The following is a 17625-nucleotide window of genomic DNA, read 5'->3' as shown; positions in this document are numbered from 1 at the left end:
CTCCTACACCTTCGACTTGTAGCCGCGGCCCCACTGGAGGCCCCACCCGTACAGCCGGTCCAGCTCCGCCTGGAAGCCGTACACGTACTTCACCTCGCGGCGGACGATCATCTCGCCCTTGACGTTCTCCAGCATCACCACGGCGCAGGAGCGGGCCTGCGGGGCCCGCTCGTCGAGCGCTATCTCCACCCGCGGGCCGTTGCTGGGGTACAGCGTGACCATGCCGTGCGTACGGTCGAAGGCAGGGGTGCCGTCGTAGATGTAGACGAAGACGAGCAGACGCTTGATGTCGTCCTTGTGGTCCAGATTGATGTAGATCGTCTCGCCCATGCCGGAGCCGAACCGGTCATCCCCGCTGAGCTTGACGTACGGCGCCTCGTTGAGGTTGCCGAAGAAGTCGCCGAGCGGCTGGACCACGCCCTTGGCTCCGCTCTTCAGCTCGTACATGACGGCCAGGTCCAGGTCGACATTGACCATGGCGGGCCCCTGGGCCTGCACCACCTGCGGTTTGAACATCTGCAGCGGGTGGCGCAGCAGACTGGGCCCCTTGCTGTTGAAGTCCGAGGTGCGCATCTGCCAGGACAGGTTGATCCGCAGGTTGCCGCTGGCGGCGCCCTGTTTGGTCAGCGAGATGGTCTGGTGGCGCTTGGTCAGCTCGACCGCGCCGCTCGCGTCGCCGCTGTCGAACTCGCGCCACGCGGACCGCCCCCAGTTGCTCCAGAACGCCATCGTGCGCACCCCACCCTTCGTGGCTCCCACTGCCTCAAAGCCGCTCAACTACGGCGGGGCGGCCGGGAGGTCCACAGACCTCGGCCGCCCCGCTTCAGAGCGTTCCTCAAACGCCGGTGTGTCACACTCCGGCGGTCAGACTCCGGACGTGACTTCCGTTTTTTCCTCGGATCCGGCCCCGCCGCCCTGTGCTTCCCGGCGGTTGCGGATGACCGAGGACCAGTACGAGGCGCCGATGAGGGCGACGCCCACCACGCCGGTGATGACCTCGTTGATCTCGTACTTGATGGTGACCAGCAGGATGCCGGCGAGCGCGCCGATGGCGTAGTGCGCGCCGTGCTCCAGGTAGACGTAGTCGTCCAGGGTGCCCTGGCGGACCAGGTAGACCGTCAGCGAACGGATGTACATCGCGCCGATGCCCAGACCCAGCGCCATCTCGAAGATGTCGTTGGTGATCGCGAAGGCGCCGATCACGCCGTCGAAGGAGAACGAGGCGTCGATGACCTCCAGGTAGAGGAACATGAAGAACGCGGCCTTGCCGGCCAGGCCGACCACCGTGGCACCGCTGCTGCCGCGCGCGGCGCCGCCGTTCAGCTGGGCGCTCTCGGCGGGCTTCTTCTCGTCGACCCCGTCCTCGCCGTCCGCGCCCTCGTCATCGTCGTCGTCCTCTTCGAGCTTGTCCTCGAAGAATCCGGAGACCCCGTTGACGATCAAGTACGTCATCAGTCCGGCGACCCCGGACAGCAGCACGGTCGCGCTCTTGTCGCCGCCGCCGTGCGCCACGTCGGTGGCGAAGGTGGTGGCGGTGATCAGCAGCACGGCCAGGGCGATGACCACCGAGAAGGTGTCCAGCTTGCCGAGCTTGGACAGCGGCTTCTCCAGCCAGCCCAGCCAGCGGATGTCGCGCTCCTCGAAGATGAAGTCGAGGAAGATCATCAGCAGGAACATCCCGCCGAAGGCCGCGATCGCCGGGTGGGCACCCGTCACCAGGTGTTCGTACTTGTCCTTGTCGTTGATCGCGAGGTTCACGGCCTCGATCGGCCCCAGCTTCGCCGTGATGGCGACGATGACCACCGGGAAGACCAGACGCATGCCGAAGACGGCGATGAGAATGCCGACGGTCAGGAAGATCTTCTGCCAGAAGGCGTTCATCTTCCGCAGGATGCCCGCGTTGATGACCGCGTTGTCGAATGAGAGCGAGATCTCCAGGATCGAGAGGATCCCGACGATCGCGAGCCCCTTCCACCCCCAGAGGACGCCGGCCAAGGCCAGACCGATCACCGTGACGGCGAACGACCAACCAAAGGTTTTGAGGAGCACTGGCAACCCAATCCTTCTGCGTACGGTCTCCCCCGCGCCTTGTTACGCGGCTTTACGAAACGTTGACTCCGAAGTCTAGAGCGATACCCCGGAGGCCTGACGCGTACCCCTGCCCTACCGCACGGAACTTCCACTCGCCGTTGTACCGGTAAACCTCGCCGAAGATCATCGCGGTCTCGCCGGAGGCGTCCTCGGAGAGGTCGTAGCGGGCCAGCTCATTGCCGTCCGCCTGGTTCACCACGCGGATGAACGCGTTGCTGACCTGCCCGAACGTCTGGCGCCTGGCGTCGGCGTCATGGATCGAGACCGGGAAGACGATCTTGTCGACCCGCTCCGGGACCTTGGTCAGGTCGATCAGCAGCGACTCGTCGTCGCCGTCGCCCTCACCGGTGAGGTTGTCGCCGGTGTGCTCCACGGAGCCCTCGGGGCTCTTGAGGTTGTTGTAGAAGACGAAGTACTCGTCGCCGAGCACCCGCCCGGACTCGCACAGCAGCGCGCTGGCGTCGAGGTCGAACGGTGCTCCGGTGGTGGAGCGCGCGTCCCAGCCCAGGCCGACGAGCACCTGGGTGAGATTCGGCGCGGCCTTGGAAAGGGAGACGTTGCCTCCCTTGGCGAGCGTGACGCCCATGATCCTGGTCCCTCCCCGGGGTAGTGCGTGGTGCGACGCGCATCCGGCGCCGCACTCCCGTCTGTCGTCCACAGGAGTGCGGCGCCGGACGCGGCGGCCTCGGCGTGCCCGGCAGGCTCAGGAGATGTCTCCCGCCGGCCCGGCCGGGCTGCCGGGCCGGTTCAGACGTTGACGCCGAAGTCCTGCGCGATGCCACGCAGGCCCGAGGCATAGCCCTGGCCAATGGCACGGAACTTCCACTCCGCCCCGTTCCGGTACAGCTCGCCGAAGACCATGGCGGTCTCGGTGGAGGCGTCCTCGGAGAGGTCGTAGCGGGCCAGCTCATTGCCGTCGGCCTGGTTCACCACGCGGATGAACGCGTTGCGCACCTGGCCGAAGCTCTGCTGGCGGGTCTCGGCGTCGTAGATCGACACCGGGAAGACGATCTTGGCGACATCGGCCGGGACCCCGGCCAGGTTCACCTTGATCTGCTCGTCATCGCCCTCGCCCTCACCGGTGATGTTGTCACCGGTGTGCTCGACGGAGCCGTCGGGGCTCTTGAGGTTGTTGAAGAACACGAAGTTCTGGTCGTTGGCGACCTTGCCCTCGGTGTTGGTGAGCAGGGCACTGGCGTCGAGGTCGAAGTCAGTGCCCGTGGTGGTACGGGCGTCCCAGCCCAGACCGACGACGACCGCGGTCAGGTTAGGGGCTTCCTTGGTCAGCGAGACGTTGCCGCCCTTGCTGAGGCTGACTCCCACGAGTCCTCCCAATAGGGTTCGTCAGGAGCACTGCGTGCCCCTATCTCCATGAGGTTTCCCACCAGGATCAACGCGTCGATCCCAGTGAGCGGTTCCCGCCCGATACAGGCTTCCGGCCGCCCGGTATCGGCTTCACGTGCCCGTTACAGGCTTTCGAGGGCCTTGGCGTAGTCGTTCAGGTCCCGGGCGTCCGGGAGGCCGTTGACGACCGTCCAGCGGACCACGCCCTCCTTGTCGATCACGAACGTGCCGCGCACCGCGCAGCCCTTCTCCTCGTCGAAGACGCCGTAGGCGCGGCTGGCCTCGCCGTGCGGCCAGAAGTCCGACAGCAGCGGGTACTCCAGGCCCTCCTTCTCGGCGAAGACCCGCAGGCTGAAGGGCGAGTCGTTGGAGACGGCGAGCAGCTGCACATCGTCGTTGACGAACGTCGGCAGCTCATCGCGGAGCGCGCACAGCTCGCCGGTGCACACGCCGGTGAAGGCGAACGGGTAGAAGAGCAGCACGACGTTCTTCTCGCCGCGGAAGTCGGAGAGCCGGACCGACTCGCCGTGCTGGTTCTTCAGCTCGAAGTCCGGGGCCTTCGTACCGACCTCTATGGCCATGGGAGCCATCCCTTCACATCAAAGAATCGACTGATCACGCCCACCCTACGCGCCGAGCCCCCCACCGAAAGGGAACGGCGGGGGGCTCGGTTGTGTAGGTCCTTCGGCCTCAGCGCTTGCCCGAACGGGCGGCCTTCGGAGTGACCAGGCGGCTGCCGGTCCAGTCCTTGCCCGCGTTGAAGCTCTTCGTCTGGGACAGGCCCGCGGTGGTCGCGGCCTCGTTGATGTCGCTCGGCTCGACATAGCCGTCACGGCCGGTCTTGGGCGTCAGCAGCCAGACCGGTGCGCCGTCGTCGATCATCTGGATGGCGTCCACCAGCGCGTCCGTCAGATCGCCGTCGTCCTCCCGGAACCACAGCACAACGGCGTCGGCCACATCGTCGTACTCCTCGTCGACGAGCTCCTGGCCGGTGATCTCCTCGATGGCCTCGCGGAGCTCCTGGTCGACATCGTCGTCGTAGCCGATCTCCTGGACCACCTGTTCGGGCTGAAAACCCAGCCTCGCGGCAGGGTTGGTCCGCTCCTCCGCGTGGTCCGCGGTCGCGCTCACGGATTGCCTCCTGTCATCTTTCATTCACTCTTCGGATCTGGGGACCCCGCGCGCGTACGCGAGGCATGGGGCGTAGTCCACACGGGCCGGGCGGATCGCGCAAGTACCCGGCCAGCGATCCCGCCCAAACGTTGACGTTCGCCGCAACTCCCATCATGGAGGAACGACACGGAACGACGCACCGCTGCCCGACTTACCCCGTTATGCCTAGCTTACGTGTGTGTATCGACACCCTACGCCGCCCGGAGCCGAACGGCCGTACGCAGGTGCCCCCGGACGTGGGCGTAAGGTTGCGATTTGGCCGTCGCGACGCCGACCGCACGCCGACCGGTACCGTCCGGCCCGTGAGCGCCCCGTCTCACCAGGTCTTGGTTACCCCCCGGTAGAGGTGACGTATCCCGTTACCGAGGTACACGATGGAGACCGGCGCGACAGCAGCAGAGCACGAATCCATGTGCGTGCACAGCACGACCGAAAAGCGAAGGAATAGCGTGGCTTCCGGATCCGATCGCAACCCGATCATCATTGGCGGCCTTCCCAGCCAGGTCCCGGATTTCGATCCCGAGGAAACCCAGGAATGGCTCGACTCGCTCGACGCAGCCGTCGATGAGCGAGGCCGGGAACGTGCCCGCTACCTGATGCTTCGCCTGATCGAGCGCGCCCGCGAGAAGCGGGTGGCCGTGCCCGAGATGCGCAGCACCGACTACGTCAACACCATCGCCACCAAGGACGAGCCGTTCTTCCCCGGCAACGAGGAGATCGAGCGCAAGATCCTGAACGCGACCCGCTGGAACGCGGCGGTGATGGTCTCCCGTGCCCAGCGCCCGGGCATCGGCGTCGGCGGCCACATCGCCACCTTCGCCTCGTCCGCCTCGCTGTACGACGTGGGCTTCAACCACTTCTTCCGCGGCAAGGACAAGGACAGCGGCGACCAGATCTTCTTCCAGGGGCACGCCTCCCCCGGCATCTACGCCCGTGCCTTCCTGCTCGACCGGCTGTCCGAGGACCACCTGGACGGATTCCGTCAGGAGAAGTCCAAGGCCGGTCACGCGCTGTCCAGCTACCCCCACCCGCGGTCGATGCCGGACTTCTGGGAGTTCCCGACCGTCTCGATGGGCCTCGGCCCGCTCGGCGCGATCTTCCAGGCGCGGATGAACCGCTACATGCAGGCGCGCGGCATCGCCGACACCTCCGCCTCCCACGTCTGGGCGTTCCTCGGCGACGGTGAGATGGACGAGCCCGAGTCGCTGGGCCAGCTCTCCCTGGCCGCCCGCGAGGGCCTGGACAACCTGACCTTCGTCGTCAACTGCAACCTGCAGCGGCTCGACGGCCCGGTGCGCGGCAACGGCAAGATCATCCAGGAGCTGGAGTCGCAGTTCCGCGGCGCCGGGTGGAACGTGATCAAGCTGGTGTGGGACCGCAGCTGGGACCCGCTGCTCGCCCAGGACCGCGACGGCCTGCTGGTCAACAAGCTGAACACCACGCCGGACGGCCAGTTCCAGACGTACGCCACCGAGACCGGCGCGTACATCCGCGACCACTTCTTCGGTGACGACCAGCGGCTGCGCAAGATGGTCGAGGGCATGACCGACGACCAGATCCTGCACCTGGGCCGCGGCGGCCACGACCACAAGAAGATCTACGCGGCGTACGCGGCGGCCAAGGCCCACAAGGGCCAGCCGACCGTGATCCTCGCCCAGACCGTCAAGGGCTGGACGCTCGGCCCGAACTTCGAGGGCCGCAACGCGACCCACCAGATGAAGAAGCTGACGGTCGACGACCTCAAGGGCTTCCGCGACCGGCTGCACCTGCCGATCCCGGACAAGGAGCTGGAGTCCGGCGTTCCGCCGTACTACCACCCGGGTCCGGACTCCGAGGAGATCCAGTACATGCACGACCGCCGCAAGGCGCTGGGCGGCTACACGCCGACCCGCGTGGTGCGCGCGAAGCCGCTGCAGCTCCCCGGCGACAAGGCCTACGCGGCGGTCAGGAAGGGCTCCGGCCAGCAGCAGATCGCCACCACCATGGCCTTCGTCCGGCTGCTGAAGGACCTCATGCGGGACAAGGAGATCGGCAAGCGCTTCGTGCCGATCGCGCCCGACGAGTACCGCACCTTCGGCATGGACTCGCTCTTCCCGTCGGCCAAGATCTACAACCCGCTGGGCCAGCAGTACGAGTCCGTCGACCGCGAGCTGCTGCTCGCCTACAAGGAGTCGCCGACCGGGCAGATGCTGCACGACGGCATCTCCGAGGCGGGCTGTACGGCCTCGCTGATCGCGGCCGGTTCGGCGTACGCCACGCACGGCGAGCCGCTGATCCCGGTCTACGTCTTCTACTCGATGTTCGGCTTCCAGCGCACGGGCGACCAGTTCTGGCAGATGGCCGACCAGCTCGCGCGCGGTTTCGTACTGGGCGCGACCGCCGGCCGTACGACCCTGACCGGTGAGGGCCTTCAGCACGCGGACGGCCACTCCCAGCTGCTGGCCTCGACCAACCCGGCCGTCGTCGCGTACGACCCGGCGTTCGGCTTCGAGATCGCCCACATCGTGCAGGACGGTCTGCGCCGGATGTACGGCGAGAACAGTGAGGACGTCTTCTACTACCTCACCGTCTACAACGAGCCGATCAAGCACCCGGCCGAGCCTTCGAACGTCGACCGCGAGGGCATCCTCAAGGGCCTGTACCGCTTCAAGCAGGGCGAGTCCGGCACCCACCCGGCCCAGATCCTCGCCTCCGGCGTCGCGGTCCCGTGGGCCGTGGAGGCCCAGCGGATGCTGGCCGAGGACTGGGACGTCCGCGCCGACGTCTGGTCCGCCACCTCCTGGAACGAACTGCGCCGCGACGCGGTGGAGGCCGAGGAGCACAACCTGCTCCACCCGGAGGAGGAGCAGCGCGTCCCCTTCGTCACCCGCAAGCTCAGCGACGCGGAGGGCCCGAAGGTCGCCGTGTCCGACTGGATGCGCGCCGTCCCGGACCAGATCGCCCGCTGGGTGCCGGGCACGTACCAGTCGCTCGGCGCCGACGGCTTCGGCTTCGCCGACACGCGCGGCGCGGCGCGGCGCTTCTTCCACATCGACGCCGAGTCGATCGTGCTGGGCGTGCTGACGGAGCTGGCGAAGGACGGCAAGATCGACCGCTCGGTCATGAAGCAGGCCATCGACCGTTACCAGCTCCTGGACGTCACCGCGGCCGACCCGGGCCCCGCGGGCGGCGACGCGTAGCCGTCCGCGACGGCGGATAGCCGGCGAAAGCGCCGGGTGGGCTGGAAGACCAGCCCACCCGGCGCTTTGCGTACCGGCTGCGCGGAGATGGGCCGGGATGCCCTCGCCCCGCCCCCGCGCACTGCTGACCAGCGCCGAGGAGCGCCGGGCGGTGCGGGAGTGGAGCGACCCGCCCTGCCCCGCGCGGGGGAGCCGCATATATCGCGCTGCGGGAAGGGGCGGGGTGGGGGAAAGCCCCGGCCCCGCCCCGCGCGTCACCGCTCCCAGATCTTGAAGGCCCGGACCTGGTAGGCCGTTTCGGGGGCCCAGGAGCCGGTCGGGTAGGTGCGGAATTCGCCCGTCTCGGCGCACTCCGCGCTCTGGTACGCCGTCACCGGCCGCCCCGTGCGGTTGGCCAGGGACGCGGCCGAGACGCCCCGCGGCAGGGGCACACAGCTCTCGATGTCGGTGTCGGCCAGTTCATGGACCTGACGCGCCCCGGTGAAGGCCGTCTTGTGCCAGAGGCACAGCTGCCCGGTGGCACAGCTCCCGAGCCGGGGCCCGGGCGCCGCGTCAGCGGAAGCAGAGGCAGAGGCAGAAGCGGAGGCGGAGGCGGAAGCGGAAGCGGAGACAGGGGCCAGGGCGCAGGCCAGGGCGAGGGTCGCCGTGGCGAGGATGGTCGTACGCATGTGGATCACTCCCCGTGTGGAAATGCGGCAATACGAACGGGAGCCAGCCTGTCGGCCGGCTCCCGTCCCCACCACGGGGTCGATCACGGTCCACCCGGATAGGGGGCTTGACCCTGAGAGGTCAGATGTGCACGCCCCCGCCGCCCGCTTCCGCGTTGTCCCCGCGCTTGGTGAGCACCGCGACCAGCGCGGCGACCACCGAGACGACGGAGGCGACGGTGAAGGCGAGCCCCATCCCCGACACGAACGTGTCATGCGCGACGCTCGTGATCTTCCCGAGGATCTCCGGCGGGGTGCCCTTGGGCGCGGGCGTGATGCCGACCGCGACCGCGTCGGACGCCTTGGACGCCTGCTCCGGCTTCAGGGGCGGCAGTCCGGCCTTGGCCCACTTGTCCGGCAGGGTGTCGTCCACCTTGCCCGCCATGATCGCGCCGAGGACGGCCGTACCGAGGCTGCCGCCGACCTGCATCGCGGCCTGCTGGAGACCGCCGGCGACACCGGCGTGCTCAAGCGGCGCGTTGCCGACGATGACCTCCGTGGCGCCGACCATCACGGGGCCGAGGCCGAAGCCGAGGAGGCCGAACCACACGGACATCTCGAGCGTGCCGGTGCCGACCTCCAGCCGGGAGAGCCCGAACATGGCGACGGCGGTGAGCGCCATGGCCCCCACCAGCGGCACCCGCGGCCCGAGCTTGGTGATCAGCGCTCCGGCGATCGGCGAGGAGACGATCATCGTGGCGGTCAGCGGCAGCAGGTGCAGACCGCTGTTGACCGGCGTCATGCCGTGCACGTTCTGCAGGTAGAAGGTGACGAAGAACAGCCCGCCCATGAAGCCGAAGGCCATGAGCACCATCAGCACGGTCCCGGCGCTCAGCGGCACCGAGCGGAAGATGGACAGCGGCAGCAGCGGCTCGCGGGTCTTGTTCTCCCAGAACACGAAGACGACGAAGAGGACGGCCGCGAGGCCCAGGAACCCGAGCGTCCTGGAGCTCCCCCACTGCCAGTCGGTGGCCTTGATGAGCGCCCAGATCAGGCAGAACATGGCGCCGGACAGCAGCACGATGCCGGGGATGTCGAAGGACCGCGGGGCGTTCTCGGCCCGGTGGTCCACGAGGAGGACCAGGCCGAGGACGAGGGCGAGGATGCCCACGGGCAGGTTGATGAAGAAGACCGACTGCCAGTTGACGTGCTCGACGAGCAGCCCGCCGACGATGGGGCCGGCGGCGGTGGAGGCGCCGATCACCGCGCCCCAGATGCCGATCGCCATGTTGAGTTTCTCGGCGGGGAAGGTGGCGCGCAGCAGACCGAGCGCCGCGGGCATCAGCAGCGCTCCGCACAGGCCCTGCAGCACGCGGAAGCCCACGACGAGCGCCACATCGCTGGAAAAGCCGATGGCGGCGGAGGCGGCCGCGAAGCCGACGACGCCGATGAGGAAGGTCTGCCGGTGGCCGAAGCGGTCACCCAGCTTGCCCGCGGTGATCAGCGCGACCGCGAGGGCCAGCAGATAGCCGTTGGTGATCCACTGGACGTCGGCGAGCGAGGCGCCGAGGTCCTTCTGGATGGCCGGGTTGGCGATGGCAACGATCGTGCCGTCGAGGGCGACCATCGTCACACCGATCGCGACGGTGAAGAGCGTCAGCCAGGGGTGACCCCGCAGCCCCTTCGGGGGATCCGATATGGGAGGTTCCGGCGCCTTATCGGCGACGGTGGTCTCAGACGTCATGCTCGGAGGCTAATGTCAGCGTCTGACAATTGACAAACTGATTCATCAGCTGGTCTCTGTCGTCTGGGCCACAGGTATGGTGGCCTGCCCAAACGCGACAGAAAGCGAGCACGAGCGGTGACAGCGGACGAGGCGGTGGCACCGCCGCCGACCGGACTGCGCGAACGCAAGAAGCAGCGGACCCGCAGCGCACTGGTGCGCTCGGCGCTGGATCTGTTCACCTGTCAGGGGTACGACCACACGACGGTGGACGAGATCGCGGAGTCGGTGGACGTCTCGCAGCGCACCTTCTTCCGCTACTTCGCGAACAAGGAGCAAGTGGCCTTCGCCACCCAGGACTCGACGGAGTCGCACTTCTTCGCCGCACTGCGCGCACGCCCCGCCCACGAGGCCCCGCTGGCCGCCCTGCGCGGCGCCGTCCTCGACTCGTGGAGCACCATCGGGGACTCCATCGAGCAGCTGGTTCCGGCCGAACTCCACATGCGGATGTACCGGGTGATCGAGTCGACGCCCGCGCTGCTCGCCGTCCATCTGCGCCGCACCGCCGAGCTGGAGGAGCGGATCGCCTCGGAGATCGCCCGCCGCGAGGGCCTCGACGTCCGCGTGGATCCGCGGCCACGGCTGCTGACCGCCATGTTCGGCGGGGTGATCCAGATCGCGGGGAAGCTGTGGGGGGAGGGCGACGACGACTCCATGGACACCCTGCGGGACATCACCGCGTTTCACCTGGATCATGTGGGTCCGGCCCTTGCCGAGAACTGGCGCACCGGACAGTAAAACCGACAAATTTCCCTAAAGCCATCACGTCCGACATAAGCTTCCGTCAAAATCACCCTCTCAAACGTGATGTAAATCACGGTATTTGGCACGTGTGGCCGCGCTTCTCCTAGGGTGTCCCGCGGTGACTTCCTTCTCGGAGCTCGGTTCTCCCTCCCCCGGTTCCACCGCCTGGCGCGCTCTGCTCGCCCTGGCGGTGGTGTTCGTCCTGCTCGCCACCACCGGCTGGACGGCCATACGGAGCCACAGAGGAGGAGCGGATCCGCTGTCCGTGTCGGTCAGCGCCTGGCGTCACGGCTCCCTCGGCGGTCACCGGCTGCCCGATCCGTACGCGTCGCCGCGCTTCCTGGGCCGTTGGCTGGATTCGCTCACCAAGGCCCAGCGCGACCGCCTCGTCCACCGCTATCCGCTGGTCGTCGGCAATCTCAACGGCGCTCCGGCGCGGCTGCGCTATCGGGCCAACCGGATCGCGCTGACCCAGGCCAGGGACATCGAGCGCCGGCGGATGCGCGACAACGAGCTGACCCCGCTCGGGCGCCATGACGCCGGGCGGCGGATGCACCGGTACGAGGACCTGCTGAGCGGGAAGCGGCAGATCCTCTCGTTCGACCCCGCGGGCGCCGGGCGGGCCGCCGAGGTCTTCGGCGACCTCGCCCACGCCCGCCGCGTCTCGGTCGTGGTGCCCGGTGTGGACACCAACATCCTGACCTTCCAGAAGTCCGACCGCCCGTACACCGCCACCGTCGGCATGGCCCGCGCGCTCTACCACAACGAGCGCGCCGAGGCCCCGGGCACCCACACCGCCGTGATCGCCTGGGCCGACTACACCTCCCCGGCCGGGATCGGCATGGACGCGGCCACCGGCAAGCTCGCCGCCCAGGGCGCGCTGCGGCTGCGCGCGCTGGTGGGCGCGCTGCCCGCACCGGCCCGTGTGTCGCTGATGTGCCACAGCTACGGCTCGGTGGTGTGCGGGGTCGCCGCCCGCGACCTGCCGTCCAAGGTCACCGACATCGCGGTGGCGGGCAGCCCCGGCATGCGCGCCGACCGCGCCTCGCAGCTGGGCGCCGGGCGCCGGGTGTGGGCGATGCGGGACTCCGGCGACTGGATCCAGGACATCCCGCACCTGGAGGTCGGCGGCCTCGGCCACGGCGCCGATCCGCTCTCCTCCGGCTTCGGGGCCCGCATCCTGTCGGCCGCCGGGGCCCAGGGACACGCCGGGTACTTCACCCCCGGCACCACCAGCCTGGACAACTTCGCCCGGGTCGGGGTCGGCCGGGTCACGACAGTGAGCTGTGGGGGCGGTGCCGCGTGCACCGCGGGGCTGAGCTGACCCGCCGATGAGCGCGCGACCAGCGGGCGGCGGGCGACCCCATCCACGCACGGGCCTCGGGGAGGACGTTTGACGCGCGTAGCGCCCAAGGGGGGACGGGCGGGCCACCGCCGCATACGATGAGCCGCATGGGTGATGTGCTGGCCGGTTTTCAGACCGTCTGGGAGTTCGACACCGACTCCGTGCTCATCCGCTTCGAACGGGGGATCCGCACGCCGAAGCTGCTTCAGGCGCTCGGCGAACGGCACATCCCCTACGAAGCGCTGTCCGCGGTCGATCTCGCTCCCGGTAAACGCGGAACGGTGGTATTGCGCGCGGTGCCCAGACCCGGCGCCGATCCGCTGATGGACGTCGCCGACGGGCAGCTCAAGGAGGGGTACGACCCGTACCGCCTGGTGCTGCCCACCGAGCGCGCGTCCCTCGCCGAGTACTACGCCGAGGAGCTGCGGGGCGCGCTCGGGCCCGGCGCGGACACCGCCGCCGAGTCCCATCTGGTGGCGGCGCCCCCGCCGCCGCTGTCCTTCAAGGCGTACGACGGCAAGGCGTCCTTCGACGGCAAGGCGGTGTCCTTCCGCTGGTTCTGGACCGGCGCGTCCTCGGCGAAGTGGAAGGCCGGGGACCAGCGGTTCCGGATCGACGAGCTGGCCGGGGTGGAGTGGCGCTCGCCCGAGAACCGGGGCTCGGGCGGCGCCGCCGCGAAGGCGTCGGGCACGGCGCCGGCGGAGGATCCGGAGGCGCCGGGACCGGACGCGAAGGGACCGGCCGGCAAGGGCTCGGCCCCCAAGGGCGGTGGCCACGGCCATCTGCGGCTGGTGCCGCGCGGCGCCGAGGACCACCCCGCGGGCCGCCCCGACCACGATCCGGCCGCCGTGGTGTTCGGGATGGGGTACGGGCTCGTCCACGAGTCCCTGCCGTTCGCCGCCGCCGTACTGGAGGCCGTACGGGCGTCCGCCCCCGCGCCGAGCGCCGAGTGCTCCCCCGCGCCCGCCCGCACCCCGGCCGCCCCGGCGCGCCGCGACCCGGCCGACATCGCCGACCGCATCCGTCACCTCGGCGAGCTGCACACGGCGGGGCTGCTGACGGACGAGGAGTTCAGCGCGAAGAAGGCCGAGCTGCTGGCGGAGCTGTAGCTCCGTGGAGCGGTGGGGGTGCCGTGCGGGGGGACCCGGGGCCGGACGGGCCCCCTACCCAGGTATGAGCCAGAAATGGGCTCCCCGGTATGACGTACGCCCAGGGCGCCGACTCTACGCTGAGGCGACCATGTCCTCACCCTCGTCCGCCGCCCCGGCCACGGCATCCGCCGGTACCGCGTCCACCGCGCACGAGAGCCTGCCCGCGGCCGCCCGGCGGCAGGCGGGCGGCCTCGCCCGGGCCCTGGTGACCCCCAGCTATCCGGCGACCCCGCTGCTCGCGGGGTCCTCCCGGCGCTGGCGGCGGAGGGCGCCGTACGCCGTCGCGATGCTCCTCACCGCGATCCTGGTCCCGGTCGCCGCCCAGCTCCTGTCCGACGACTACGGGGTGAGCGGCGGGCTCGCCACCCTGCTCGGGCTGGCCCAGGCCACCCCGCTGCTGCTGGCGGTCACCCGTCCCCTCCAGGCCTGGTGGCTCGTCTTCCTCGCCGATGTGACGACCGCGCTGGTGGTGCTGGGCACCTCCGACCTCCACCACCGCGTCTGGCCCTGGCAGCCGCCCGCCATCGTCGGCTACCTCTTCCTCCTCCTCGCCCTCGCGCTGCGCGAACCGCGCCGCACCCTGGTGGCGGTGTGGCTGGTCACCGGCGGCGCCGGGCTCGTCCTCGGCATGGTGTCCGAGACCAAGAGCGACGGCAGCAACGTGCTGCTGTTCGTGCTCAGCGGCGTGGTGCTGCTGGTCGGCGGGGCGCTGCGGGAGCGCGGCGACGTCCAGCGGCGGCTGGCCGAGCAGGAGACCATCAGCGAGGCGGAGCGGGCCCACCGCACGCTGCTGGAGGAGCGCGCCCGCATAGCCCGCGAACTGCACGACGTCGTCGCCCACCACATGTCGGTGATCACCGTCCAGGCGGACAGCGCCCCGTACCGGATCGGCGGGCTGCCGCCCGAGGCGGAGCGGGAGTTCGGCACCATCGCCGCCACCGCCCGCGAATCCCTCGCCGAGATGCGGCGGCTGCTGGGCGTGCTGCGCAGCGAGGAGACGCGCGGCGAGCGCACCCCGCAGCCGGGCCTGCGCCAGGTGCCGCAGCTGGTCGAGGCGACGGTACGGGCCGGGATACCCACCGAGCTGTCCATCGGCGACGACGTGGCGGGGCTCGGCGCCCTGCCCCAGGCCGTGGAGCTGTCCGCGTACCGGATCGTGCAGGAGGCGCTGGCCAACGTCGTACGGCACGCCCCGGGCGCCGCCACCCGCGTCTCGGTCTCGACGGCCGAGGGCGGCTCCGGGATCACCCTCCTCATCGTCAACGGCCCCCCGGCCGAGGCCCCCGCCAAGCCGCTGGAGACCAGCGGCACCGGCCACGGCCTGGTGGGGATGGTCGAGCGCGTCCGCCTCGTCGACGGCATGCTCGACACCGGCCCGCTGCCGGACGGCGGCTTCCGGGTGGCGGCCCGGCTCCCTCTCGTAGACCCGGACGGACCGGAAGAAACGGACTTATGACCATCCGAGTGATCATCGTCGACGACCAGGCCATGGTCCGGGCGGGCTTCGCCGCGCTGCTCGCCGCGCAGAGCGACATCGACGTGGTCGGCGAGGCCCCGGACGGACGCCAGGGGGTGGACGTCAGCCGCAGCACCCACCCCGACGTCGTCCTCATGGACGTCCGCATGCCCGAGATGGACGGCCTGGAGGCCGCCCGCCGCCTCCTCGAACCACCCCGCGGCGTCACCCACCGCCCGAAGGTGCTCATGCTCACCACCTTCGACGTGGACGACTACGTCTACGAGGCCCTGCGCGCCGGCGCCAGCGGCTTCCTCCTCAAGGACGCCCCACCGGCCGACCTGATCTCGGCGGTCCGCGTCGTCGCCGCGGGCGAAGCCCTCCTCGCCCCCTCGGTCACCCGCCGCCTGATCGCCGAATTCGCCCGCCAGCGCCCGGCCCCCCGCCGCAACAGCTCCGAACTGCGGCGCAGCGGCCTCACCCCGCGCGAGACGGAGGTCCTGGAGCTGATCGCGCGGGGCCTGTCCAACCAGGAGATAGCGGAGTCGCTGATCCTCGCCGAACAGACCGTCAAGACCCACATAGGCCGCGTCCTGGCCAAACTCGGCCTCCGCGACCGCGCCCAAGCGGTGATCTTCGCGTACGAGTCGGGCCTGGTCACCCCGGGCAGCGGCTGACGCCGCCCTGCCGCCCTCCCGGCGGGGATGGGGGAGGATGGGCCGCGCGGCAAGGTGATCAAGGGGGAGCCGATCGTGGGAATGTCCGGCTGCTGGGCGGTGGGCGCGCTCGCCGCGGAGGACATCGCGGAGCTGGCGCGGCGGGCGGGGCCGGCGATCGCGGCCGCGGCGGCGCGCCCGTCCGCCATCGCGGCCTGGGGGCGCTGGGAGCGGGACGCCGCGCGGGGTGGCGGGGCGGTGCCGGTGTGGCGGCCCGACGGCTACAACACCGAGGAGGCCCTGCGTCTGTACGACATGGTCGACGACTCCGCCTTCGACGCCATGGACGCGAACCACGAGCTGCACGTGATGGAGTGGTGGGACCGCTTCGACCCCGGCATCGAGCCGTACATCGGGGCCGTGCGCAAGGACAACCCGGTGGCGGCCCTCTTCCACGGCCTCGGCCCGGCCCGGGCGGCGGCGTTGCCGGGCTGGGCGGGTGATGTGGTGCTCACGTCCGACGAGGTGCGCCGCCTGCTGCCCGCGGTCGAGGGGGCACTCGCCGTGACAGGGGCGGAGCGCGCCCGGGTGCTGGCGCGGATCGACGACTGGCCCGGCGACAAGGAGCCCGAGGACATCCTCGACGGGCCGCTGCGGGCGTGGCGGAACGCGGCCGGGGCCGGGGCGGGGCTGCTGGCGGCGCGCATCTGGTTCTGAGACCGCCGGCTCTCGGGGTCCGGCGCGCGCCCCCGGGCACCCCCTACCCCGGTATGACATCCGACGTGGCACCGGGGGGTGACGCCCCGGCACCCGTCCGCTCCCTACCTTTCCCTCCGCCACCGACCGGAAGAGGGAACCCGCCGCCATGTCCCAGACGCTACGCACCCGGCACTACGCCCGGCGCCTGATCACAGCGGCGCTCACCATCACCGTCATGGCCGGGACGGCCGGCTGGACCGTGGCGCACGAGGAGCAGGCCATCACGGGGCCGCCGCCGGGGACCGGGCGGTGGCTGGCCGATCACTCGCTGGGCGGGCGCGAACTGCCGGACCCGCGGAGCACCTCGCCCGCCCGTATCGCCCGGTTCTTCGACGGGCTCGGCCCCGCGCAGCGGCAGGCGCTGGTCATCCGGCACCCCGACGTCGTGGGCAACCTCGACGGGGCCCCGCCCGCGCTGCGTTACGCGGCCAACGCGCGGGCCCTCCGGTCGGCGCGGGACGCGGAGCGGAAGGCGGATCCGGACGGCGCGCCGGCCAAGCGGTACGACGCGCTGCTCGCACCCGGGCGGCAGATCCTGGCCTTCGATCCGCGCGGGCGCGGACAGGTGGCCGAGGTGTTCGGGGACCTGGCGACGGCGCGGCGTACGGCGGTCGTCGTACCGGGATCGGACATCGATCTGGCCGGCTTCGACCGTACGCACGACCGGTACGGCACCCCCGCCGGGATGGCGACGTCGCTGCGGGCGCAGCTGGCCCGGGACGCGCCGGGGACCCGTACCGCCGTGGTGGCGTGGGCGGGGTACACCACCCCGGTCGGGCTCGGGCCGGACGCGGCGACCAGCCGGCTGGCGAAGGCCGGGGCGCCACGGCTGGACCGCTTCCTGGCGGGGCTGGCGGTGACCACGGCGGCGACCGCCGACGCGCCGCCCACCGTGTTCTGCCACAGCTACGGCTCGGTCGTGTGCGGGGTGGCGGCGGCCGCCATGGACCGTACCCGGGTGTCCGATCTGGTGGCGTTCGGCAGCCCCGGCATGGGCGTGGACGACGCCGACGACCTGGGCACGGAGGCGCGGGTGTGGGCGGCGCGGGACGACTCGGACTGGATACGACGGGTCACCGGTTACGACTTCATGGGGCTCGGCCACGGCGAGGACCCCACGGCCTCCGCCTTCGGCGCCCGCGTCGTCTCCGCCGACCACGCCCACGGCCACACCGGCTACTTCGCCCCGGGCACGGACTCGCTGCGCAACTTCGCGCGGATCGTCCTCGGGGACTTCGGCGCGGTGCGCTGCGGCCACCCCGCGCGGGACCAGGACTGCCGCCATGACCTGGTATGA

The 17625-nt window shown here is 70.5% G+C and carries 16 protein-coding genes; 8 read left to right on the top strand and 8 right to left on the bottom strand.

Going from position 1 to position 17625, the window contains the following annotated elements; genetic code table 11:
• Positions 1-3: 3 nt before the first annotated feature.
• The 6 genes from ASC60_RS14020 to ASC60_RS13995 all read right to left on the bottom strand — a co-directional run bounded on the left by ASC60_RS14020 (position 4) and on the right by ASC60_RS13995 (position 4566).
• Complete coding sequence (locus ASC60_RS14020; RefSeq protein ID WP_055551082.1) at positions 4-729, bottom strand: TerD family protein; 726 nt, start codon at positions 727-729, stop codon at positions 4-6.
• A gap of 135 nt (positions 730-864) precedes the next feature.
• Positions 865-2049, bottom strand: a complete 1185-nt coding sequence (locus ASC60_RS14015; protein ID WP_055550600.1) for a DUF475 domain-containing protein — start codon at positions 2047-2049, stop codon at positions 865-867.
• A gap of 52 nt (positions 2050-2101) precedes the next feature.
• Positions 2102-2677 (bottom strand): TerD family protein, encoded by a 576-nt coding sequence (locus ASC60_RS14010; RefSeq protein WP_055550598.1) that lies wholly within the window; start codon positions 2675-2677, stop codon positions 2102-2104.
• 161 nt (positions 2678-2838) lie between these two features.
• Complete coding sequence (locus ASC60_RS14005; protein WP_055550596.1) at positions 2839-3414, bottom strand: TerD family protein; 576 nt, start codon at positions 3412-3414, stop codon at positions 2839-2841.
• Between the two features lie 143 nt (positions 3415-3557).
• A complete protein-coding gene (locus tag ASC60_RS14000; protein ID WP_055550594.1) occupies positions 3558-4016 on the bottom strand; it encodes a peroxiredoxin in 459 nt (152 codons plus the stop codon).
• Positions 4017-4125: 109 nt separating this feature from the next.
• Positions 4126-4566 carry a DUF3052 domain-containing protein gene (locus ASC60_RS13995; RefSeq protein WP_009718270.1) on the bottom strand — a complete coding sequence of 147 codons (441 nt, stop codon included), beginning with the start codon at positions 4564-4566 and terminating at the stop codon, positions 4126-4128.
• 491 nt (positions 4567-5057) lie between these two features.
• Here ASC60_RS13995 and aceE point away from each other — a divergent pair, with 491 nt between their 5' ends.
• On the top strand, positions 5058-7787 hold the full coding sequence (gene aceE / locus ASC60_RS13990; RefSeq protein ID WP_055550592.1) for a pyruvate dehydrogenase (acetyl-transferring), homodimeric type: 2730 nt from the start codon (positions 5058-5060) through the stop codon (positions 7785-7787).
• Between the two features lie 254 nt (positions 7788-8041).
• On the opposite strand, the gene ASC60_RS13985 is transcribed toward aceE, so the two are convergent.
• Entirely contained in the window at positions 8042-8455 is a 414-nt protein-coding gene (locus tag ASC60_RS13985) for a peptidase inhibitor family I36 protein (protein WP_055550590.1), read from the bottom strand.
• A 121-nt stretch (positions 8456-8576) separates the two neighbouring features.
• A complete protein-coding gene (locus ASC60_RS13980; protein ID WP_055550588.1) occupies positions 8577-10178 on the bottom strand; it encodes an MFS transporter in 1602 nt (533 codons plus the stop codon).
• Positions 10179-10295: 117 nt separating this feature from the next.
• On the opposite strand from ASC60_RS13980, the gene ASC60_RS13975 reads away from it, so the two are divergent.
• The 7 genes from ASC60_RS13975 (at position 10296) to ASC60_RS13945 (ending at position 17625) form a co-directional block, all read left to right on the top strand.
• Positions 10296-10955, top strand: coding sequence for a TetR family transcriptional regulator (locus ASC60_RS13975; RefSeq protein WP_055550586.1), 660 nt, complete (start codon positions 10296-10298; stop codon positions 10953-10955).
• A gap of 124 nt (positions 10956-11079) precedes the next feature.
• On the top strand, positions 11080-12285 hold the full coding sequence (locus tag ASC60_RS13970; protein WP_055550584.1) for an alpha/beta hydrolase: 1206 nt from the start codon (positions 11080-11082) through the stop codon (positions 12283-12285).
• A gap of 128 nt (positions 12286-12413) precedes the next feature.
• Complete coding sequence (locus tag ASC60_RS13965; protein ID WP_055550582.1) at positions 12414-13415, top strand: DUF4429 domain-containing protein; 1002 nt, start codon at positions 12414-12416, stop codon at positions 13413-13415.
• Between the two features lie 130 nt (positions 13416-13545).
• A complete protein-coding gene (locus ASC60_RS13960; protein WP_055550580.1) occupies positions 13546-14913 on the top strand; it encodes a sensor histidine kinase in 1368 nt (455 codons plus the stop codon).
• Positions 14910-15590: a response regulator transcription factor gene (locus tag ASC60_RS13955; RefSeq protein WP_055550578.1), complete on the top strand. Its 681-nt coding sequence runs from the start codon at positions 14910-14912 to the stop codon at positions 15588-15590. Before ASC60_RS13960 ends, ASC60_RS13955 begins: the two co-directional genes overlap by 4 nt.
• Positions 15591-15617: 27 nt before the next feature.
• Positions 15618-16286, top strand: a complete 669-nt coding sequence (locus tag ASC60_RS13950; RefSeq protein WP_055550576.1) for a hypothetical protein — start codon at positions 15618-15620, stop codon at positions 16284-16286.
• A 148-nt stretch (positions 16287-16434) separates the two neighbouring features.
• Positions 16435-17625, top strand: coding sequence for an alpha/beta hydrolase (locus ASC60_RS13945; RefSeq protein WP_055550574.1), 1191 nt, complete (start codon positions 16435-16437; stop codon positions 17623-17625).

Origin of the sequence: Streptomyces sp. NBRC 110028, assembly GCF_001417735.1 — a bacterium.
GTDB lineage: Bacteria > Actinomycetota > Actinomycetes > Streptomycetales > Streptomycetaceae > Streptomyces.
The sequence above is the reverse complement of the archived record's forward strand: the minus strand, read 5'-3'. Positions and strand labels throughout refer to the sequence as shown.

Coding starts and splice junctions, on each gene's coding strand:
- ASC60_RS13955 (WP_055550578.1), top strand. CDS start 14,910: ATGACCATCCGAGTGATCATCGTCGACGACCAGGCCATGGTCCGGGCG.
- ASC60_RS13965 (WP_055550582.1), top strand. CDS start 12,414: ATGGGTGATGTGCTGGCCGGTTTTCAGACCGTCTGGGAGTTCGACACC.
- ASC60_RS14020 (WP_055551082.1), bottom strand. CDS start 729: ATGGCGTTCTGGAGCAACTGGGGGCGGTCCGCGTGGCGCGAGTTCGAC.
- ASC60_RS13945 (WP_055550574.1), top strand. CDS start 16,435: ATGTCCCAGACGCTACGCACCCGGCACTACGCCCGGCGCCTGATCACA.
- ASC60_RS13950 (WP_055550576.1), top strand. CDS start 15,618: ATGGGGGAGGATGGGCCGCGCGGCAAGGTGATCAAGGGGGAGCCGATC.
- ASC60_RS14010 (WP_055550598.1), bottom strand. CDS start 2,677: ATGGGCGTCACGCTCGCCAAGGGAGGCAACGTCTCCCTTTCCAAGGCC.
- ASC60_RS14000 (WP_055550594.1), bottom strand. CDS start 4,016: ATGGCCATAGAGGTCGGTACGAAGGCCCCGGACTTCGAGCTGAAGAAC.
- ASC60_RS13985 (WP_055550590.1), bottom strand. CDS start 8,455: ATGCGTACGACCATCCTCGCCACGGCGACCCTCGCCCTGGCCTGCGCC.
- ASC60_RS13960 (WP_055550580.1), top strand. CDS start 13,546: ATGTCCTCACCCTCGTCCGCCGCCCCGGCCACGGCATCCGCCGGTACC.
- ASC60_RS13980 (WP_055550588.1), bottom strand. CDS start 10,178: ATGACGTCTGAGACCACCGTCGCCGATAAGGCGCCGGAACCTCCCATA.